The sequence below is a fragment of the Arthrobacter sp. MDT2-34-1 genome (assembly GCF_059091365.1).
Genome location: NZ_JBNHGO010000001.1, coordinates 585719 through 605338, shown reverse-complemented (window position 1 = coordinate 605338; position 19620 = coordinate 585719). Strand labels below are relative to the sequence as shown.

General features: G+C 65.0%; 14 protein-coding genes and 1 tRNA gene. 7 read left to right on the top strand and 8 right to left on the bottom strand.

What is annotated here, in order from left to right:
• Positions 1-92 precede the first annotated feature (92 nt).
• The 3 genes from AC5RVV_RS02785 to AC5RVV_RS02775 all read left to right on the top strand — a co-directional run bounded on the left by AC5RVV_RS02785 (position 93) and on the right by AC5RVV_RS02775 (position 8086).
• Complete coding sequence (locus AC5RVV_RS02785) at positions 93-4034, top strand: S8 family serine peptidase (RefSeq protein WP_493999898.1); 3942 nt, start codon at positions 93-95, stop codon at positions 4032-4034.
• Between the two features lie 576 nt (positions 4035-4610).
• On the top strand, positions 4611-5168 hold the full coding sequence (locus tag AC5RVV_RS02780; protein ID WP_493999897.1) for an HNH endonuclease: 558 nt from the start codon (positions 4611-4613) through the stop codon (positions 5166-5168).
• A 347-nt stretch (positions 5169-5515) separates the two neighbouring features.
• On the top strand, positions 5516-8086 hold the full coding sequence (locus AC5RVV_RS02775; RefSeq protein ID WP_493999896.1) for a CAP domain-containing protein: 2571 nt from the start codon (positions 5516-5518) through the stop codon (positions 8084-8086).
• Positions 8087-8452: 366 nt separating this feature from the next.
• On the opposite strand, the gene AC5RVV_RS02770 is transcribed toward AC5RVV_RS02775, so the two are convergent.
• The 4 genes from AC5RVV_RS02770 to AC5RVV_RS02755 form a co-directional block, all read right to left on the bottom strand.
• A complete protein-coding gene (locus AC5RVV_RS02770; protein ID WP_493999895.1) occupies positions 8453-8794 on the bottom strand; it encodes a hypothetical protein in 342 nt (113 codons plus the stop codon).
• 47 nt (positions 8795-8841) lie between these two features.
• On the bottom strand, positions 8842-9186 hold the full coding sequence (locus tag AC5RVV_RS02765) for a hypothetical protein (protein ID WP_493999894.1): 345 nt from the start codon (positions 9184-9186) through the stop codon (positions 8842-8844).
• An 868-nt stretch (positions 9187-10054) separates the two neighbouring features.
• A tRNA-Arg gene (locus AC5RVV_RS02760) sits at positions 10055-10127 on the bottom strand.
• A gap of 317 nt (positions 10128-10444) precedes the next feature.
• On the bottom strand, positions 10445-11299 hold the full coding sequence (locus AC5RVV_RS02755) for a hypothetical protein (RefSeq protein ID WP_493999893.1): 855 nt from the start codon (positions 11297-11299) through the stop codon (positions 10445-10447).
• 232 nt (positions 11300-11531) lie between these two features.
• On the opposite strand from AC5RVV_RS02755, the gene AC5RVV_RS02750 reads away from it, so the two are divergent.
• Positions 11532-12086 (top strand): single-stranded DNA-binding protein, encoded by a 555-nt coding sequence (locus AC5RVV_RS02750; protein ID WP_493999892.1) that lies wholly within the window; start codon positions 11532-11534, stop codon positions 12084-12086.
• A 90-nt stretch (positions 12087-12176) separates the two neighbouring features.
• Positions 12177-13859: an energy-dependent translational throttle protein EttA gene (ettA, locus tag AC5RVV_RS02745; RefSeq protein WP_493999891.1), complete on the top strand. Its 1683-nt coding sequence runs from the start codon at positions 12177-12179 to the stop codon at positions 13857-13859.
• Positions 13860-13950: 91 nt separating this feature from the next.
• On the opposite strand, the gene AC5RVV_RS02740 is transcribed toward ettA, so the two are convergent.
• Positions 13951-14835 carry an acyl-CoA thioesterase gene (locus tag AC5RVV_RS02740; protein ID WP_493999890.1) on the bottom strand — a complete coding sequence of 295 codons (885 nt, stop codon included), beginning with the start codon at positions 14833-14835 and terminating at the stop codon, positions 13951-13953.
• A gap of 155 nt (positions 14836-14990) precedes the next feature.
• Here AC5RVV_RS02740 and AC5RVV_RS02735 point away from each other — a divergent pair, with 155 nt between their 5' ends.
• Both AC5RVV_RS02735 and AC5RVV_RS02730 read left to right on the top strand, forming a co-directional pair.
• Positions 14991-15521: an acyl-CoA thioesterase gene (locus tag AC5RVV_RS02735; protein WP_493999889.1), complete on the top strand. Its 531-nt coding sequence runs from the start codon at positions 14991-14993 to the stop codon at positions 15519-15521.
• On the top strand, positions 15518-16195 hold the full coding sequence (locus AC5RVV_RS02730; RefSeq protein WP_493999888.1) for a DUF8185 domain-containing protein: 678 nt from the start codon (positions 15518-15520) through the stop codon (positions 16193-16195). The genes AC5RVV_RS02735 and AC5RVV_RS02730 overlap by 4 nt, the downstream gene beginning before the upstream one ends.
• 28 nt (positions 16196-16223) lie before the next feature.
• On the opposite strand, the gene AC5RVV_RS02725 is transcribed toward AC5RVV_RS02730, so the two are convergent.
• From AC5RVV_RS02725 to AC5RVV_RS02715, 3 genes are all read right to left on the bottom strand, one after another.
• Positions 16224-16751: a globin gene (locus AC5RVV_RS02725; protein WP_493999887.1), complete on the bottom strand. Its 528-nt coding sequence runs from the start codon at positions 16749-16751 to the stop codon at positions 16224-16226.
• Positions 16752-16790: 39 nt separating this feature from the next.
• Positions 16791-17264 (bottom strand): OsmC family protein, encoded by a 474-nt coding sequence (locus AC5RVV_RS02720; RefSeq protein WP_493999886.1) that lies wholly within the window; start codon positions 17262-17264, stop codon positions 16791-16793.
• 88 nt (positions 17265-17352) lie between these two features.
• A complete protein-coding gene (locus tag AC5RVV_RS02715) occupies positions 17353-19467 on the bottom strand; it encodes a DUF6541 family protein (RefSeq protein ID WP_493999885.1) in 2115 nt (704 codons plus the stop codon).
• Positions 19468-19620: the final 153 nt, after the last annotated feature.

Sequence of the window (19620 nt, the reverse complement as noted above, 5' to 3'; positions counted from 1 at the left end):
TATTTTCTCCGATCGAATCGTCAATGGGGGGATGAAAATTGAAAAGAGACCGTCAGACTGCCCCTGTGACGAGCCGGGTAAGGAAGTCTCATATGGCTGTTGAAGCGGTAGCGTCGAGTCTGACCAGCGAGGCGGCCGGAGGAGCGCCGTTCCAAACCCGAAACCGTAAGATCGTCGGAATCACGGCGGTGGGCGCTCTGGTTATCAGCTCTCTGTTTGCCGTTCCGGCAAGTGCCGCAGCCCAGAGTCAGGACCTGCCCAAAGTGGAGCAGCACTGGGGCAGTGGCACCCCTATTGCAACCGATCGCTTCATCGTGAAGTTCATCGAGGATGCCAATACGGATGCCGGTGAGCGCGATGAAACCTACGGGGAGGCACTTCAAGGCACGGACGTAAGCGTTAAAGAGGTCGGCAAGTCCAATGACGGCGCTCAGATCATCGCCTTAGATGAGGCACTCTCTGCTCCAGACTCGGAAGAGCTGCTGGCAAACCTGAACTCTCAGGACAACGTCGAGTACGCCGAGCCGGACATCATTATGGGCCCCTCCGCGCTGCCGCCGAACGACCCCAACTACGCTTTGCAGTGGGGCCTGCACAGCTACGTGGGCGGATCGTCCCCAATCGCCGGTATGGACCTCCCCGTAGTCTGGGACACGACCACCGGCGAAGGGCAGGTGGTCGCCGTGATCGACACCGGCATCACCCAGCACAGCGACCTCGACGCTAACGTGCTGCCCGGCTACGACATGATGTCCAGTTCCACCAACGCCCGCGACGGCGACGGCCGTGACGCCGACCCCCGCGACGAGGGTGACTGGCGCACCGGAAACGAATGCGGTCTTCTCCCGACTGCCGACTCCACATGGCACGGCACCCACGTTGCCGGAATCATCGCTGCGGTGACCAACAACGGCGCTGGCGTTGCCGGTGCTGCCCCGGGCACCAAGATCGTCCCGGTGCGCGCATTGGGCCTGTGCGGCGGCTACATGTCCGATATTTCTGATGCGGTCATCTGGGCATTCGGCGGTTCGGTGGCGGGAGTCCCTCCCAACGCAAACCCGGCCCGTACCATTAACCTCAGTCTCGGCGGGCCCGGCGCCTGCACAGTCACCATGCAAAACGCCATTGACGCCGCCGTCGCCGACGGTTCCAGTGTCTTCGTCTCGGCAGGCAACTCTGCTCAGGCCGCTTCGACGAGCACCCCGGCCAACTGCAAGAACGTGATCGTGGTCGGCGCAGCCAGCTACAAGGGAAGCCTCGCCTCCTACTCTAATTACGGCACCACCGTTGACGTCATGGCACCGGGCGGCGACGGCGCCGAAGGAACCCACATCATCGCGTCGACCTTCAACGGCGGACGCACCGTTCCGGCTGGCGAAGCCTACGCCTACATGCAGGGCACTTCGATGGCTGCCCCGTTCGCCTCGGCAGTGGGAGCGATGATGGTTGCTGCGAATCCGTCCATGACACCGGCCGCGATCGAAACCCGGCTGAAGGAAACCGCCCGCACTATGCCGGGCAACTGCGCCCTTGGTTGCGGCTCCGGTTTAATCGACGCTTCCGCTGCGATGTCTGTCGCCGCACCGAAGGAGCTGACTGCGTCCGTTCCCAGCGTCTCGGGAACCGCAAAGGTCGGTTCCACGCTGAGCGCCGCTCCCGGTACTTGGGAACCGGCACCAGTGACCCTGTCCTACCAGTGGCTGCGTGACGGAAGCGAAGTTCCCGGGGCCACCTCCGGCACCTACACCCTGACGACAGCCGATCAGGGCAAGCGGATCTCGTTCCGGGTCACCGGCACCAAGGACGGCTTCAGCGCTGCCTCGACCGAGTCCGATCCCACAGCCGTAGTTGCTCCGGACGTTGCCGACCTGACCCCGGGCACGCCAGCCATCAGCGGCATCGCCAAGGTCGGAAACAAGCTGACCGCCAACCCCGGCACATGGGGCCCGGCGCCGGTGACCTTGTCATATCAGTGGAACCGCGATGGCGCGGTCATCCAAGGAGCAACCGACTCTACCTACACGCTGACCGCTGCGGATCAGGGCAAGACGCTGACCGTGACAGTGACCGGCGTCAAGTCCGGCTACGCCAAGTCCTCGCGGACCTCGACCGGAACCGTGAAGGTTTTTGGCGCTGACCTGACGCAGAGCAGGCCCACGATCACCGGAGTGGCAAAGGTCGGGTACACGCTCACCGCCTCCCCCGGGAGCTGGGGGCCAGCCCCAGTCGACTTCGAATACCAGTGGTACCGCAGCGGCACAGCTATCCCCGGCGCGACCGACACGCAGTATGAGCTGCAAGTCGCTGACCTCTACAAATCGATCACGGTACAAGTCACTGGGTCCAAATACGGGTACGTGACGTCCCAGCAGACCTCGTACTCGAAAAACATAGACCTCGGTAACATGACAGCACCCGTCCCCTCGATCTCTGGTGATCTTGCTGTCGGCTCCGTGCTGACGGCGACCCCCGGCGACTGGGCGCCCGGTACGACGCTGCTGTACCAGTGGTACCGTTCGACCCAGTCCGGTTATTGGGGGACCGTGCAGGGAACGACGTTCTCCCCGACCGAGACCACCTACAAGCTGACCCCGGCCGACATGGGCAAGCAGCTCAAGGTGGTCGTGACCGGAAGCAAAACCGGCTACTCCACCGCGAGCGCGGAATCGCGCACGTCGGCAGTGAGTGCTGGCGTTTTTGACGCAGGCACGGTCTCCATCAGCGGAACGGTCAAGGTCGGCCATGTTTTGACCGCATCGACACCCGGGTGGCCAGCAGACGTTTCCTTCTCGTACCTGTGGCTGCGGGATGGGACTGTCGTTCCTGAGGAAACTAAGGAAACGTTCAGGCTAACTGCGGCTGACCACGGCAAAGCCATTAGCCTGCGGGTTACCGGCTATAAGAGCGGCTACCTCAAGGAGTATGTCTTCTCCGACTATACGGAAGCTGTTGCCGCCGGCACTCTCTCTGGCAGCGTTCCGTCCGTCTCCTCGCCTAACGGCACCCCCAAGGTCGGGGACACGTTGTCCTTGTCCTCGGCATCGGGGTGGGGTCCGGCGCCGGTGGCCCTGTCCTACCAGTGGTACCGCTCCGGCAGCGCGATCAAGGGTGCGACCGCGTCCAAGTACACGCTGACCGCAGACGACCTAGGAAAGAGAATGGTCCTGCGCGTGACCGGCGCCAAGGACGGGTACTACTCGGTTCACTACGACTCGGTTGCCACCGCCGCCGTCGCTACTGCTGTGCTGAGTACAGCAACGCCCACGGTGAGCGGCACGACTAAGTTGGGGCACACACTGAAGGCTAACGCCGGTGCGTGGGCCGCGGGCACGTCGTTCGCTTACCAATGGTTCCGCGACGGCAAGCCGGTCGGCGGCGCGACCAAGAGCTCATACGTCCTGTCGTCCGCCGACGGCGGCAAGAAGATCAGTGTCAAGGTGACTGGCTCCAAGGACGGTTATATCAACGCAGCCAAGGCGTCGGCTGCCAAGGCGATCCCGTACGCCACGCTCACGACCGCGACGCCCACGGTGGGTGGCACTGCCAAGGTCGGACACAAACTGGGAGCGTCCGCCGGTTCGTGGACGCCCGGAACGTCGTTCAAGTTCCAGTGGCTGCGCGACGGCAAGTCCATCAAGGGTGCGACTCGGAGTTCCTACACTCTGACCTCCAGCGACCGGGGGAAAAAGGTCACCGTCAGGGTAACTGGTTACCAAACTGGATACACGAGCGTGAACAGGTACTGGCACTCCAAGACCGTTGCCACGGGCACGCTGAAGACCGCGACGCCGAAGATCAGCGGCACCGCCAAGGTCAGCAACACGCTGAAGGTGAGCAAGGGAACGTGGACGGCGGGCACGAGCTTCAAGTACCAGTGGTACCGCTCCGGCAAGGCCATCAAGGGCGCCACCAAGAACTCGTACAAGCTGGTCTCCACCGACCGCTACGACACCATCAAGGTCAAGGTGATTGGCTCCAAGTCCGGATATGCCACGGCGAATAGGACCTCGAAGGCGACGCGCAAAGTGAACTAGCGACTGGAGCCTGAGTTCGTATCGGCGAATGCATGCCCGCCACCGATGCGAAGAAGGGCAAGGCCTTCAGTGCCGCCATAAAGCCCCGTGCCGAGCACCCGGAGCTTTTATGCATTTGAACGTGGTGCTTGACATTGTCAAAACTATCTAAGGAATTAGATGCAGCCAATGAAGCAAATTCGATTTGTACAAGCCGCTGCCTGCAACCGTAGGGGCTTTTCGGAAGCAGTTTTCGGGCTCAGGCCTTACGGTGCAAGGCGCGGCGGCAGCGACCGTCAGTTGCAGGAAATTTTCGGTACCCTGAGGCAGAATTGATGGTGCATCATTCGTGGTGTACTGCCATGTAGCCGTGCGCTCAGGAAAGGAAAGTTATGGGGGAGACGAAGCCGCCTGTGTGGACGCGGGATGAAATCATCCTTGCCTGCGAGCTAGTGAGGGACAACGGATGGAAAGGGCTTGGGCCCGCTGATCGCAGGGTCGCGGAGCTGTCCCTGCTGTTGCGGAGCAGTCCGCTCCATCCGGTGGAACTCCGGGGCGAGAAATTCCGCAACGTCAAACGGCGTCGCCCGGAAAACTGTGGATATTGCGACACAACATCCGGAATACCGCGGGATACCGACCCGAGGAAACAGGATTGACGCCGAAGTGCTGCGCGAGTTTCTTTCCGCCCCGGTCGGATGCGGGCGACGGCCGCAGCAATCAGGGAGGAGCTCGAACGGGGCGAAACCCGGCCAGCGGACCTCGAAGGGTTTTCAGGACGAAGCAGGGGAGGGCAGGGTCCTGTTCGCCCGCCACTTGCGGCGGGAGCGCAGCAGCAAGCTCCGTGCGTGCAAGATTGAGGGAGTGAAGCGCGCTGGGCGGGACATCGCCTGTGAGGTGTGCTCCTTCGACTTCCAAGCAATTTACGGGCGGCGCGGGCAGGACTTTATCGAAATCCACCACGTCCTTCCCTTGCATATATCCGGGGAGGTGCGGACGAGGCTGGCCGATCTGGCGCTCTTGTGTTCGAACTGTCACCGGATGATCCACCGTGGCAGGCCGTGGCTGACTCCGGCACAGCTCCGTGAGCTGGTGGAGGCCAAACGGAATCAGACACCGACCAGTGGTCTTCGCCTGTCTGTAGCAGGGAACTAAGGCTTCAACCGCGCACCGCCCGGCACACGGACCTTTCGAGAATGTTGAGACCCCGAATCCGGTGATGAGTGACGTCCGAAGATTATCGGAGCACCACCTAGCGCAGGCGCCGCGCATTGCCGATTTGCCGAAACGACGAGGAGGGCGGGTTCAGTTTAGCGCCTAGCAATCGACTCACGTTCTACATGTGGGACGGAACGCAGCCATTGTTGAGTCAATCGACGTAAAAAGGTGGAACGGCCGCGTTCATATTCTCTTCCGTGCTAACAGCGCCTGTTCAATAGCCGATATGTGTTCTTAGGCGGATGAATTTCTTCGCTCTGACAGATTAGGCTGAAGGAACAGAGATGAAGACCATACGAACATTATGGGCCCTTGCCATCGCGTCGGCGATCGCGCTCGGCGCAGTGACCGCCACCGCCAATGGGGCCACCGCCGTCACCGTCATGGTGCCCACTTTCTACAGCGGTGCCAATGGGGCCATCGTTGAAGACGAGGCGAGCCAGCGTGCGAACATCACAAATATTTTTCGTTCGCTGAATGAGTTTCGTGCCGCTAAGGGGCTGGAACCCGTTACCTACAACGTCTACGTTGCCCAGATGGCTCAGGGCTGGACCGATCACTTGGCTGGCAATGACATCTTCCAGCACAACAAGACCAACGAATACGTGGATCAGATCGATCGGAGATTCCATAGCTGGACCGGTGTCGGCGAAATCATCGCTGCCCGCTGGGACCGCAACCCCACTGCCATTTTCCAGCAGTGGGTCGACTCGCCCAGCCACAACGCCGTCATGAGCAACCCCGACCTGAACACGGTCGGCATCGGCCTGTCCTTCACACACAATGAGGACCCGCGAGCCAATGAAAACCGCTTCACGATGTACTCGACCATCAATTTCTTCCACCAGCCGTTCTGGATGCCGGAAACCTACGCCACCGCCGAAGAGGCGCTCAACGGCGGCACCGCCATCCCTGAACCGGTCATGGTCGAAGTAGCCCCGCAGGCACCCGTATTCGACCGGGAAACCGGCACGTACACAATTCCTGTGGCGGAGGGCGTCAACTACACCGTCAACCACGGTCTCGTCGCACCGGGCACCTACCCGGGTAACAGCTCCAACGTGATCATCCGCGCCACTGCCAAGAGCGGGTACAAGATCACCGGCGCAGCCGAGTGGGAGTTTAACTTCACTCCGCAGGAAGTCCGTCCCGCCGCCCCGTCCTTCGACCCGGAAACCAACGCCTACACCATCCCGATCGTTGAAGGTGTAAGGTACTCGGTCAACGGCACCGTGACGGCCCCGGGCACCTACCCGAGCACCAAGGCGCAGATCAGCATCACCGCTGCCGCCAAGGCAGGATATGTCCTCAACGGCACCGCCTCATGGACCCGCGACCTGTCCCTAACCAAGGTGACCCCTTACGCGCCGTACATCAGCAACGTGGGGCGCTCGTACACCGTCCCGAGCACCTACGGCGTCACCTATCTGGTTAACGGCGTGCCGACCCCCGTGGGCACCTACACCGAAGCCAAAATCATCAGCATCAAGGCTATCCCCTCAAACCCCCACCTGTATGAGATTCAGGGCGCTTCTGAATGGAAGTTTGACTTCTCTCCAGTGAAAGTGGCTGCCCCGGCGCCGGTCTTCAACAGCGCCAACGGCACCTTCGAGCTACCGGTAGCCACCGGAGTCGAGTACTTCGTAAACAACAGCGAACTGCCATACGAGCCGGGAACCCATTCGGCCGGGAAATCTCTGGTTAAGATAGTCGCCGAACCTGCATATGGCTATGCCCTAACCGGCACAACAGAGTGGGCTTTCGACTTCTCTGAAACTGAGGCAGTCCCTGAACTAATCAAGGTAACCCCGGCAGCCCCAGTCTTCACCAAGAGCACCGGCAGGTACACGGTCCCCGGTACAGCTGGCGTGGTCTACTCCGTCAACGGGGCAGCCAAGGCAGCCGGTACCTACTCCAGCACGGGCAAGATCACCATCACGGCAGCAGCAGCCAAAGGTCATGTCCTGAACGGGACCGCTGCGTGGAGCTTCGACTTCACTCCTTCCGCCGTCATAGCGAAGGCACCCATCTTCGACCATGCCAATAACCAGTTCAGCATTCCATCCGTCACCGGCGTGACCTACTACGCCAACGGCAAGCCTGTGAAAGCTGGCACTCACAGCGGCGGCCGGGTTGCCGTCGCTGTCACGGCAGAGGCCGACACCGGCTATAGCCTGTCGGGCTCCGCTGCCTCGTGGAAGTTCGACTTCTCCCGGATCAAGGTCACACCGGCCGCCCCGGTCTTCACCAAGAGCACCGGCAAGTACACCGTTCCCAGCCGGACCGGCGTCGTCTATCTAATCAACGGCAAGGCCGTGAAAGCTGGCGCATACAGCGGCGGCACCGGCCGCGTCACCGTCACCGCCAAAGCCGTTTCCGACCGGTATGCACTGACCGGCATTGCATCGTGGCAGTACAACTTCACACCGACCGCCGTGACAGCGACCAAGCCAGTTTTCCATCCCAACGGTAAGTACTCGATTCCTTCGAAGACCGGCATCGCATACTACGCGAACGGCGCCCTGAAAAAGGCCGGAACCTACGGCGCTGGCAGCAAGCACACGACCATCACCGTGAAGGCGAACGCAGGCTACAAGGTGTCGGGGGTCACCGAGTGGGTCTATGACTTTCGCAAGAAAGTTGTGACCTCCTCTCCGAAGTTCTACAAGACCACCGCAGGGAAGTACACGATCCCCAAGAAAACAGGGATTACCTACAAGGTCAACGGAAAAATCGCCAAGGCTGGCATGCACAACGCCAAGAACAGGATTATCAGGGTCACGGCGCACGCCGCGTCATCCAACTACAAGCTATCGGGCAAGACTTCGTGGTCCTACGACTTCCGAAAGCGCTGACCCATGCAATCAACCCTCGACCCGCATCGCGATGAGGGACATAAGCGGAGGCTGAGAATTAGTTGGTCGGGATTGTGTATCCTTTGCCCCGTCCAAACCAACCCCAAGGTGCATAATCTTTCCGACGAGATTGTCCGGCAGGGCTACTGGCGACTGCCTGCCGACGTCTTGGCCAGCATTACGGTGACACGGATGTACGGTCACCGTCCTGACAGGACTCGCTCAAGTAAAGGTTGCGGCTTGGCACGGCGACAGAGCTACGGGCGAATCAACTCCGCCTCCGTATTCTGAAGTTCCCTCAAAGCACGCCTCCTGCGAGCACCGCGTGTCCGCCAGCTTCAACATGCTCGACTTCGAGCCGGTCCCTCAGGAAAACCTGCCGTGCCTCGTCGTACCGCTCACGCTTGGGACCGCCGGGGTCTCCCGGTGCGCCACAACAGCCCGGTACACAGCGGCTGCCCGCTGAAGTGCGGAGCGTGCCCGCTTAGTGGACAGCATCGTTGCATCGAAGGGAACGCCGGTGGCCTTGCCCGTGCGCGGCATAACCAATGCCACCGGCGCATCGCCGTCCTCGACACCGAACACGATCTCCGGCAACTGGCTGTGCGGCATCACGATGGCATGATCTTCGAGCAAGGCGAGCACCTGCTTAACATGCCCCATGGACAGTTCGCGCGATCCACGGATCACCGGCAGTCGGTGGTTCACAGCCTCAGCCAGTGACGGCGGACGGCCGCCCGCAACATAACTACTCATCACAGCACGCCTTCGATAAGAGGGGACGGTGTCCCCGCTTGCCGTGCCTCTTCTAGCGTCTCCAACCGGTTCAAGAGGGCATAGTGAGCCGCAAGAGCTTCAGCCTCCGTAGCGGTGTCGACGGCCAACGAATCGGCGTCGGCACAGTCGAGCCCGAGGACACGCGTCGTGAACAGCGCGTCCTCTGGACGCTTCCAGCCGAGCCAGCGGGTGCGCACCAAGACCATCCGCCCATCGACGGGCAGCAGATCCTTGGCCACAGTGTCACCCCTTGACCGCATCAGTCGCTCGTACTCCTCAACTGATATCTGCGCACCGTCTTTGCCCCGGAACTCCTTACTCACTGCGCCGCCCCTTCCGCATCGGCAGATCAACCCGGCAGGCGGAACACCCCAACGGGGCATGAGCTGCGCACTCCCAATGCAGCATCCACTCCGTCGGACTGATCGAGTCCGGGAGAACCAGCCGGGAAGCCCGTGCATACCACTGCTCCAGTCGACACGGCGTGCAGGTCACTGGATCGGTGCACAACAGAGCACCGGACTGGTGCGCCTCGTGCTCGGCGCGGCCGATCGCGGCAGGCGGACGTGTGTACGCCCAGTAGCCCGCGCTCCAAGGACAGTGGCCAATGGCAAGTCATCGGTCTCGACTCGCAGAATGAGTTCGACACAGGAGACTTCACAGGAGCCGAATAAGAAGTCAAGCTGGACCGTGTCGAAGGCTGGTGAAGATGCGACTTTCCTCTTCGCCAGCCGTTTTGCATACCCATGCCTCTTACTCGGCTGCACTTCGCCGAACACCCAGCGTTACGGCCCACCTGCCCATATGGAGTCCGAGGGACGGTGCATGAAGCTCAGAGCCCGGCCAGAGGGGGCATTCCGGACCAGATCGGTGCACGGCGGGCGGGGCGGGGGCGCAGGAGGGCGCGCAGTCAGGGCGGCACGGGACAGTGCCTACAGGGGGGGGGGGGGGCAGAGCATGGCGGCCGAGGGGACACTAGGGGCCGATCGCGCGTTCCACGCGCGGCGGGGCTCAGCCCTTCAACGAACGAAAAAGGCCTTCACCCGAAGCTCGGGTGAAGGCGAGGATGCCGTGGTGTGATAGCTCCGTGGAGCTTATTGGGACGGTGCGCGGTGGCGGAGGCCGGAGGAGATAAGCTTCACGGGCCCGGTTATCCACAACCGGGCCCGGCTATATCCCTGCTACTACGAGCGCCCCGGACAGGAATCGAACCTGCGACCAAGAGATTAGAAGGCTCCTGCTCTATCCGCTGAGCTACCGAGGCTGATGACCGGCTACTGTTCACTCACTTGTCCACTCCAATTCCGGAGTCTCCAAATGTGTCCAGTGTGTGCCCACTCTCGTGGACGCCACTGCGGCCGGTGCTTAGTCTAGCAATTCGTTCAAGGCCGGGCGCGATGGCGGCCGTGGTCGTGCTGTCCGTCGTCGCCCAGGGCTGCGACGCACTGCCACAGGGAAGAAGGGTGTACCGATCTGACCCCGTTTCCGTCCTGCCGCCCGTCGCCCAGGCTGCGCCGTCGGGGCGGGCACAGACTTCCGCGGCTGGGCGTCCGGCGGGCGCCCAGCCGCGGAAGGTACTTGCTACTGGCCGGTTCCGGTGTCGGCGCCACCATCGACCGTGCCGCCCTGCCCATCCAAGCCCTGTTCCGGGATGTCTTCCGGTGCCGGTGTCTGGCTCGGCTCCGGTGCCTGACTCGGTTGCGGGGCAGGCTCGGCAGTCTGGCTTGTTTCCGGGGCAGGAGTTGGGCCCTGTTCGGTGCCGTTAGATCCGCCGCTTCCCGGCTCTTCAGTCTCGGTTGAGCTGTTGCCGCCGACCGAGGGATCGTCCGTGGTCACGGCGTCGTCGGCGTCGCCATCTCCAGTCTTCGCGGGCTCCTCGTCCTGCTTGGCCGGCTTGTCCGTTTGATCCGTGGCCTCCTGGTCTCCGCCCAGGGTGCCAAGGGTCGTCTTGTGGGCGCTTGAGGCATGGTCGATACCCGTAGTCGAGGAGACCAGGCTGGAAATCGGCTGGCTGGTGCCGAGCTCCACCGCGGTGATGCTGACCATCGCGATGGCGAAAGCCGCGGCGCTGGCCAGTCCAACCTTGACCCACGTCATCGGGGCGATGGGCTTTCGGGCGGGTTTAGGCTGCGGTTCGATCGGTTCGGACGGGGCGCTGGCGGCCACCTTTTCGACGTTCCGCAGGGCGCTCATTCGAGCCTTAGGGATTTTCTTCATGGCCACAGTGGCGGCCGAGCTCAGCGTCCGGGCATAGAGCGCGGCGCCAACGGTCGCGACGACGGAGCCAACTGCGGCGCCGATCAGTGTTCCGGCGACGCCGAGAAAGGACCCCACCAATGCGGAGGTTACCGCGGCCAGCGCCGAGGCGATAGTTTGGGCGCCACTCAGTCCGAGAGAGGGCTTGGGCTTGTCGTCGGCAGCGGAGTCGTCAGCCATTTGATACCTAATCCGGTCGGAGATTATTACGGATAGGTAACGATACCTGCCCGCGGACGGTTCCCGGCACGGCCGTTGTTTGAGTGAGACGCTGCCCACACCCGCCCTCCACCAGGACACCGCCCGGCGCCGCGGTCCACATGCCGCGTGGCCCGCTTCACCGCAGGCGCTGGAGCCGCGAGGCTCGATGGTGTCGGCAGGGCGCCGGCGCTACAGCGGACGGGAGAAGAGCATGAGCGACTACATTACGGTGCGCGGGACGGTTGGTACCGAGGTGCAGCAGCGGCGCACGCACGGCGGAGATGCCGTGGCGGAGTTCCGGCTGGCTTGCTCGGGGGACTGGCTGAACCGGGAGACCGGCGAGTGGGTCAAAGGGCAGACCAACTGGTACACCGTTCAAGCGTTCCGGGGCCTGGCGGAGAACCTGTGGCGCAGCCTGGCCAAGGGCGATCCGGTGGTGGTCAGCGGCAAGCTCAAGCTGCGGCAGTGGTCGACCGAGGACGGGAGACGCGGAACCGCTCCCGAGATCGACGCCGACACAGTCGGCCACGACCTGCGCCGCGGCTCTGCCTCGTTCACCAAGATCGCTGTGCCGGCTGCATCGCGCGAGGCCGCTGACGCCGGGCAGGGCGGCGCCGACTACCGCGCGATGGCCCTGGCCGGTGCCCGCGCCGGGGACGGAAATCCAACCGACGGAGAGTTCGGCCTTGAGTCAGGCTTGGGCGGCAGCGGCGGCAACGCCGACGAGGACCGGCAGGAGGAGGCACAGCTACCCCGGGCGAGTTGATCGGCTGGTGGAGTCAATGGGCCGCCGGGACAGGGGGATGCGGTGCGGCAGAATATGTGATCGTGGCGCGCAGCGACTAGCCTTGAGGGCATGGCGGAATTCATTTATACGATGTCCAAGGCCCGCAAGGCCGTTGGCGACAAAGTCATTCTGGACGACGTAAGCATGTCGTTCTTCCCCGGCGCCAAGATCGGCGTCGTCGGCCCCAACGGTGCGGGCAAGTCTACAATCCTGAAAATCATGGCCGGCCTGGACACCCCCTCCAACGGCGAAGCCAGGCTCAGCCCCGGTTACACCGTCGGCATCCTGCTGCAGGAGCCGCCGCTGAACGAGGAGAAGACCGTCCTGGGCAACGTCCAGGAAGGCGTCGGCGAAATCTACGGCAAGATTCAGCGCTTCAACGAAATCTCGGAAGAGATGGCCAGCCCGGATGCCGACTACGACGCGCTGCTCGAGGAAATGGGCAAGCTGCAGGAGGCCATCGACGCGGCCGACGCGTGGGATATCGACTCCCAGCTGGAGCAGGCCATGGACGCGCTGCGCTGCCCGCCGGGCGATGCCGACGTGACCGTGCTCTCCGGTGGCGAACGGCGGCGCGTGGCACTGTGCAAGCTGCTGCTGCAGAAGCCCGACCTGCTGCTGCTCGACGAGCCCACCAACCACCTCGACGCGGAAAGCGTGCTGTGGCTGGAGCAGCACCTGAAGTCCTACCCGGGCGCCGTCCTCGCCGTGACCCACGACCGGTACTTCCTCGACCATGTGGCCGAATGGATCGCCGAAGTGGACCGCGGCCACCTCTACCCGTACGAGGGCAACTACTCCACGTACCTGGAGAAGAAACGCGCCCGGCTCGAAATCCAGGGCAAGAAGGACGCCAAGCAGGCCAAGCGCCTGACCGAGGAACTGGACTGGGTCCGCTCCAACGCCAAGGGCCGCCAGACCAAGTCCAAGGCGCGTCTGGCCCGCTACGAGGAAATGGCTGCCGAGGCCGAGCGCACCCGGAAGCTGGACTTCGAAGAAATCCAGATCCCGCCGGGACCCCGGCTCGGCCAGCTGGTCATCGAGGCCAAGGACCTGTTCAAGGGCTTCGGCGACCGCGAGCTGATCAAGGACCTGTCCTTCTCGCTGCCGCGGAACGGCATCGTTGGCGTGATCGGTCCCAACGGCGTCGGTAAGACAACCCTGTTCAAGACCATCGTCGGACTCGAACCGCTGGACGGCGGGGAGCTGAAGATCGGCGATTCCGTGAAGATCTCGTACGTGGACCAGTCCCGCGGCGGCATCGACCCGAACAAGACCCTGTGGGAGGTCGTCTCCGACGGACTCGACCACATCCAGGTCGGCCAGGTCGAAATGCCGTCCCGCGCCTACGTCTCTGCGTTCGGCTTCAAGGGCCCGGACCAGCAGAAGAAGGCCGGCGTGCTTTCCGGCGGTGAGCGCAACCGGCTGAACCTGGCGCTGACCCTGAAGCAGGGCGGCAACCTGCTGCTGCTCGATGAGCCGACCAACGACCTGGACGTGGAAACGCTCTCCAGCCTGGAAAACGCGCTGCTGGAATTCCCCGGCTGCGCCGTGGTGGTCTCGCACGACCGCTGGTTCCTGGACCGAGTGGCCACGCACATCCTGGCCTACGAGGGCACCGAGGAAGAGCCCGCGAACTGGTACTGGTTCGAGGGCAACTTCGACTCCTACGAGCAGAACAAGGTTGAGCGGCTCGGCCCGGACGCGGCCAAGCCGCACCGGGTCACGCACCGCCGCCTGACCCGCGACTAACACGGACAAAGAGAACGGCCGGGCCCCGCTACGGAGCCCGGCCGTTCTCTTTGGCGGGTTCGCTGTCGCCCGTCAGACGGACGACTCCGGCTTACGGAATACGGATCATGCCTTCCTGGGCGACCGTGGCGACGAGTTCGCCGGCCCGGTTGAAAATCTTGCCGACCGCGAGGCCGCGCGCCCCGGAGGCACTGGGGGAGGACTGCACGTAGAGCAGCCAGTCGTCCACCCGGACCGGGCGGTGCCACCACATGGCGTGGTCCAGGCTGGCGACGCTCATGCCCGGCGTGACCCAGCTGACGCCGTGCTGGCGCAGGATGGGTTCCAGCAGGGTGTAGTCGCTGCCGAAGGCCAGCGCGGCCCGGTGCAGGCCCTGGTCGTCGGGCAGCGGCCCTTTGGTCTTCATCCAGACGGCGTTGACCGCCTGGCGTTCGCCTTTGGCCTGAACGTAGAGGGCGTCCTGGACATGGCGGACGTCGAACGGGCGGTGGTAGGCCATGTGCCGGGCCACCGGATGGTCCACCTTGCCGAGCAGATCTGCCGTGCTCGGCAGGGTTTCCGGGTCCGGGATTCCGTCCGGGAAGTCTTCCTGGTGTTCGAGCCCCTCGGCCGGGGTCTGGAATGAGGCGATCATGGACAGGATCGGCACGCCGTTCTGGTAGGCATGGGTGCGCCGGGCGGAGAACGAACGGCCGTCGCGCAGCCGTTCGACGCCGAAGGTAATCGGCAAGTCGGCGTCGCCGGCACGCAGGAAGTACCCGTGCATGGAGTGGATGGGCCGGTCCGGTTCCACGGTCCGTACGGCCGCGATGACGGACTGTGCCAGCACCTGGCCGCCGAAGACCCGGCCGCGCGGCTGCTTTTCGGAAACGCCGACGAAAATTTCCTCGTCCGTGTTCGCGCCGTCGGCATCGGAGAGGTCCAACAGCTCCAGCAGCACCGCCGTCGGATCGACGTGTTCCTCGATGGCGGTCATGTAGTCTCCTTGCCGATTACCCGCGGGTACGAACACCTCCGACAGTAGTTGGCACCGCTCAACCGCTCAACTCCGGGGCGCCCCCGGATGCCGGAGGACGCCGGTGAGCCAGCAGCGGGTTAGTTGCGGCTCCCGCGCTTTGAGAGGATGGCATCATGCCTACCGTTCCGCACCATGCCCCGAGGTTTCCGATCCAGCTGAGGTTCAGCGACATTGATTCCTACGGCCACGTGAACAATGTGACCTACCTGGGCTATCTGGAAACGGCCCGGGTGCTGCTGCACCAGCTGCGGCCGGAGCTGCCGGCTACCGCCGGCCACGAGCCGGGTGCGACCCTACGTGAACTGGGCGGCGCCGGGAACCAGACGCTGGTGGGACGGCAGGAAATCGAGTACCGCGTACCGCTGGACTACCGGACCGAACCGGTGCACGTGGGCGTCTGGGTGACGAGGATCGGTTCTTCGAGCTTCGACCTGGGCTACGCCGTCGTGGATGCCGAGACAGGGGAATGCGGCACCGTGCATGCCTTGGGAGCCTCGACCATGGTGCTGGTTGCTGCGGCGACGGGAAGGCCGGTGCCGCTGCCGGACGCGTACCGCGCCGCCTTGCAGCTGTGGGCCGGGCCGCCGGTTCCGTTCCGCAACAGTGCGGGCGCGGCCGGTACGACCGAAGAGGCCGCAAAATGATGTCCTCCGGAACACCCGTCCTGCAGCTGTCCGATGTTCAGGTCGCGGCCGACTTGAAGACCTTCGTCAGCCGGTCCCGTGCCGCCGGTGACGGCGCCATCCACCTGCAGGCCTTCGGCAGTGTGCTGGCGGCCTATGTGTGCCTGATGCGGCCGCGGATTCTGGGCGAGGCGACGCCGACGATCCTGGGGCTGCGGGTCATGCCGCTGGCGGCGCCGGCCGCCGTCGAGGAGACCGTCACGCTGGCCTCGGTCGGAGACCGGCTGGCCAGGATGGGGAACGAGGAGACCGGCCTGGCCCTTCCGCCCACGACCGTGACGGAATCCTGGACGGGTGTGCTGCCGCCGCGGTCCGGGTGGGAACACGTCGGCCGCCTCCAAGCCGAGGTGTTGGAGGAGGCTGCCCGGGCGGGCATCCGGGAGATTTCCGAGGCCCTGCCGGACAACCCGGGACAGCTCATCGTCAACAACGCGCGCAGCACGGTCTGGAGCAGGCCGCTGCCCGCCGGCGGCGGACTGCCCGAGTCGGCGGAACTCCCGGCCGGGGCGGCGTTTGCCGCCCTCACGCTGGGCTTCCTCGACGGGAACCCGGCGGCGGTGTACCGGAACGGCCGCTGGCTGCGGCTCAGCACCGGCCGCGGCCACGTGCTGGTGCGCAGCGGCGCTTCGCTGTAGCGGGAGCCGGCCGTGTCGCAGGAGCAGGTCAGGCGCTGTTGACCATGGAGTGGGCGGCGCGCTCGAAGTAGTCCCAGAGCGTCTGTTCGTGCAGCGGCGGCAGTTCCAGGGCATCCACGGCGCGGCGCATGTGCTTGAGCCAACGGTCGCGGGCGTCGAAGTCCACCTTGAACGGCTGGTGCCGCATCCGCAGCCGCGGGTGGCCGCGCTGTTCGCTGTAGGTGCCGGGGCCGCCCCAGTACTGCTCCAGGAACATCCGCATCCGGACCTTGGCCGGCCCGAGGTCTTCCTCGGGGTACATCTGGCGCAGCACGTCGTCCTCTGCGATCCCGTCGTAGAAGACGTCCACGAGCTTCACGAACGTCTCGTGCCCGCCGACGGCGTCGTAGAAGTTGTCCGTGTACGAGGGCTGGCTGAACGCGTTCGCGGCGGCCGGCGCCGGGGTCAGCGTGGCCAGCGGCTGGCCGAAACGGGACGGAAGGGCCGCGCTGTCGGCCGGCTGTGCCGAACCGGGACGCGCGGCGGGCAGTTCGGGGGTCTGGGGTGTTTCGCTCATCGATGGTCTCTGTTCGCTGATGCTGTCATGACCATTGTCTCAGCCCGAGACGACCCGGGGTTCGTGGTGGACGGGGAAGTTCACGCTGCGCGCAATGAAGCAGACCTTGTTGGCATCCGTGTGGAGCCGCTGGGCGAGTTCGGCCTGGCCCGGATCGCCGATGGCCACGCGGGGCCGCAGCGTCACAGACGTGAATTCGCCGCTGCCGTCGCGGTTCAGGCGCAAGGTGCCCTCGGCGTCGTCGTCGTAGGCCGTCACCACCAGCCCGTTCTTCACCGCGACGTGCAGGTAGGAGAGCATGTGGCACTGGGACAGGGCCGTGAGCAGCAGCTGTTCCGGGTTCCAGCGGTCCTTTTTGCCGTGGAAGGTGGGGTCGGCGGTGCCGGCCAGCTCCGGCAGCCCTGCCGCGCGCACCACGTGGTCCCGCCCGTAGCCGCGGTAGCTGGCGGTGCCTTCGCCGCGGTTGCCGGTCCAGTGGAGGGAAACTGCGTAGCGGTGCTCGGAAAGGTTCATGCCGCCATTAAACCCCGTGCTCCCGCAGACCGGCTGTACCGGCCGTGCCGCAGCTGCTTGGAGACCGCCTCTGCCGGGCACAGACGTCTCAGCGGCAGGCGGTGATTTCGTAGAGCGCAGCCGTGCCGCGGGAGGCGATCAGGCGGAAGCCCCGGGAGAAGTCAATGTCCTGAAACCCAGGCCAACGGTGTTTTTCGCTGTGCTGGTAGCCGCGGATCGGCTGGTCGTCGTACAGGTGGGTGGCACCGGTGCTGTGCAGCGCGCGGCAGACCCGCGGATCGGACCCGATGTCGCGGAAATGGTGCCGCAGGTAGTCCTTGTCCGCGCTGCCGGCGCTGCTGACGTTCTGGAAGTAGACGGTTTGGTGGCCGGTGAGGGAGTAGATGTAGGGCAGGCCGTTGAAGGGATCGCCGATGACGATCGCGTCGTCGGGCAGCAGCGGTTCCAAGGAGCGGATGAACTCCTGCTCGCCGCCCATCAGCGCGCGCCCGTCGCCGTGCTCGGTGATGCCGTAGCGGATCGAGCCCGCCTCCACCCGGACCTCATGCCGGAAGCCGCCGGAGGTCACGAAGACGGCGGCCAGGACGGCAAACGCCAGCACCGCGGCCACCGATTGGCGCGTAGCGGCCGGATTGCCTTTCCGGAAAAGCCCGGCCAGCAGCGTGCACAGCCGCTCCAGGGCCAGGGCAGCGAAGACGACGCCGAAAGTGTGGACCAGCGGGGCGATCCGGGGCGGGTCGGTGTACCAGAAGCCGCTGAGCCAGCGGAAGGGGCGCTCTTCCGGGCCGGCCGCGAGGATGAAGAGCACGATGGCCGCCGCCATGCCCGCTACGGCCGGCCGGGCGCGGGGGATGAAGCAGGCCCAAACGGTTCCGGCCGCCATGAGGATCCCGACGACGACGGCGTAGCTCTCCGGGGTGGCGTCGTCGCTGTCCGGCTGGCGCGGCAGGTCGAAGAACAGCCACGCCAGGGCGTCGGCCCAGCCCGCGGTGGACCCGCGTGGATAGGACAGGACGGCGGCCAGGAGGGTGGAGGTGGCCAGGACGAATCCGGCGGCACCAGCGGCGGCCGCCAGCAGCCCCGCCGCAGCGTAGAAATGCGCGCGGCGGCTCCGCCAGAGCCGGGCCAGGCGGAGCACGACGAAGCGCGCCAGGTAAAACCCGCCGAGCACCAGCAGGCTGCCGGCGGCGGAGGGGTGTATCCACGTCACGCCCAACGCGACCACCGCCAGCGCGGTGAGGTCCGCCGTCGTCCTTCGGTGCCCGCTGCGGGACGGGGGACTTTCGCCGGCTCCTGCCGCGGCCGGAGCGGCAGGACGGACAGCGGTTTCGGCGCCAGGGTCGGCCGCGCCCGGAGAAACGGGACGGACAGCAATGGCGCTCCGGGTGCCCGCGGCATCCGCATGCGCCTTTGCCTCCACGGGCACCCGGTACTGCAGTTCGACGCCGAGCGCGAGGATGGCCGGCAGCAGCGCGGCCGCGAAGCCGTTGGGCCACTGCCCGGCACGGAACATCTGGACAACAGGGAAGGCCAGCATGGAGGAAGCTATCACCGGCGCGAGGACCCACACGAGCGGCCGGGCGGGGAACAGCGCGCGGGCCAGCAGGGCCAGGGCGGCCGGCCACATCAGGCCGCCGATGATCAGGCAGGCCAGGTTCCCCGCCGTCACCACGTCGCCCGGGACCAGCGACACCATCGCATGCCAGCCGGCGGGATAGAACGACGGCGGCGCCCCGCCGAAGATCGGCCAGATGCTCCACGGGCTGGCCTGGCCGTTGTCCTTAATCCATTGCAGGACGTTCACGTGGTAGGTCGGGTCCCAGCCCTGCGAGACGCGGTGGATCGAGCCCATCGCCTCAAGCATCACCCGGCCGAGGACGAGCGCCGCGAGGGCGAGCGACGCCGCCAGCAACCACCTCACCGAGCGCGGGACGGCGAGGCACGCCGCGGGTGGAGGAGCGATGGCCCGCCCGAGGAGCCAGCACCCGCCGATGCCGAGCGCCGCCAGCACGATGGCCGAGAGCAGGTTCCAGCGCACGCCGGCCGCCAGGCAGACCATGGTGCCGACAGCCGCCAGCGCCGTCCCGGCGGCCGGGGCCAACACGAGGGAGCGGATGGCGGGCTGGCGCAGCGCCCGGAGGGCCAGGAAGCCGGGCAGGAAGAAGACGGCGAGCATGACAGCCAGCTGTCCGGCAACTGCCATGAGGACTCCCTTGCGCCACCAACCGTTGTGGAATTGTAGATCCGGGGGCGGGCCGTGCAGTACTCCCGCCGCGTGCTCATGGAACCGTAGGGGCGGCAGATGTCGCGCCGGTGAACGGCGGGAGAACGCACTCCTGGTTCCGGGCCTTGCCGA

Coding starts and splice junctions, on each gene's coding strand:
- AC5RVV_RS02735 (WP_493999889.1), top strand. CDS start 14,991: ATGCCTACCGTTCCGCACCATGCCCCGAGGTTTCCGATCCAGCTGAGG.
- AC5RVV_RS02720 (WP_493999886.1), bottom strand. CDS start 17,264: ATGAACCTTTCCGAGCACCGCTACGCAGTTTCCCTCCACTGGACCGGC.
- ettA (WP_493999891.1), top strand. CDS start 12,177: ATGGCGGAATTCATTTATACGATGTCCAAGGCCCGCAAGGCCGTTGGC.
- AC5RVV_RS02730 (WP_493999888.1), top strand. CDS start 15,518: ATGATGTCCTCCGGAACACCCGTCCTGCAGCTGTCCGATGTTCAGGTC.
- AC5RVV_RS02755 (WP_493999893.1), bottom strand. CDS start 11,299: ATGGCTGACGACTCCGCTGCCGACGACAAGCCCAAGCCCTCTCTCGGA.
- AC5RVV_RS02715 (WP_493999885.1), bottom strand. CDS start 19,467: ATGGCAGTTGCCGGACAGCTGGCTGTCATGCTCGCCGTCTTCTTCCTG.
- AC5RVV_RS02750 (WP_493999892.1), top strand. CDS start 11,532: ATGAGCGACTACATTACGGTGCGCGGGACGGTTGGTACCGAGGTGCAG.
- AC5RVV_RS02775 (WP_493999896.1), top strand. CDS start 5,516: ATGAAGACCATACGAACATTATGGGCCCTTGCCATCGCGTCGGCGATC.
- AC5RVV_RS02740 (WP_493999890.1), bottom strand. CDS start 14,835: ATGACCGCCATCGAGGAACACGTCGATCCGACGGCGGTGCTGCTGGAG.
- AC5RVV_RS02725 (WP_493999887.1), bottom strand. CDS start 16,751: ATGAGCGAAACACCCCAGACCCCCGAACTGCCCGCCGCGCGTCCCGGT.
- AC5RVV_RS02785 (WP_493999898.1), top strand. CDS start 93: ATGGCTGTTGAAGCGGTAGCGTCGAGTCTGACCAGCGAGGCGGCCGGA.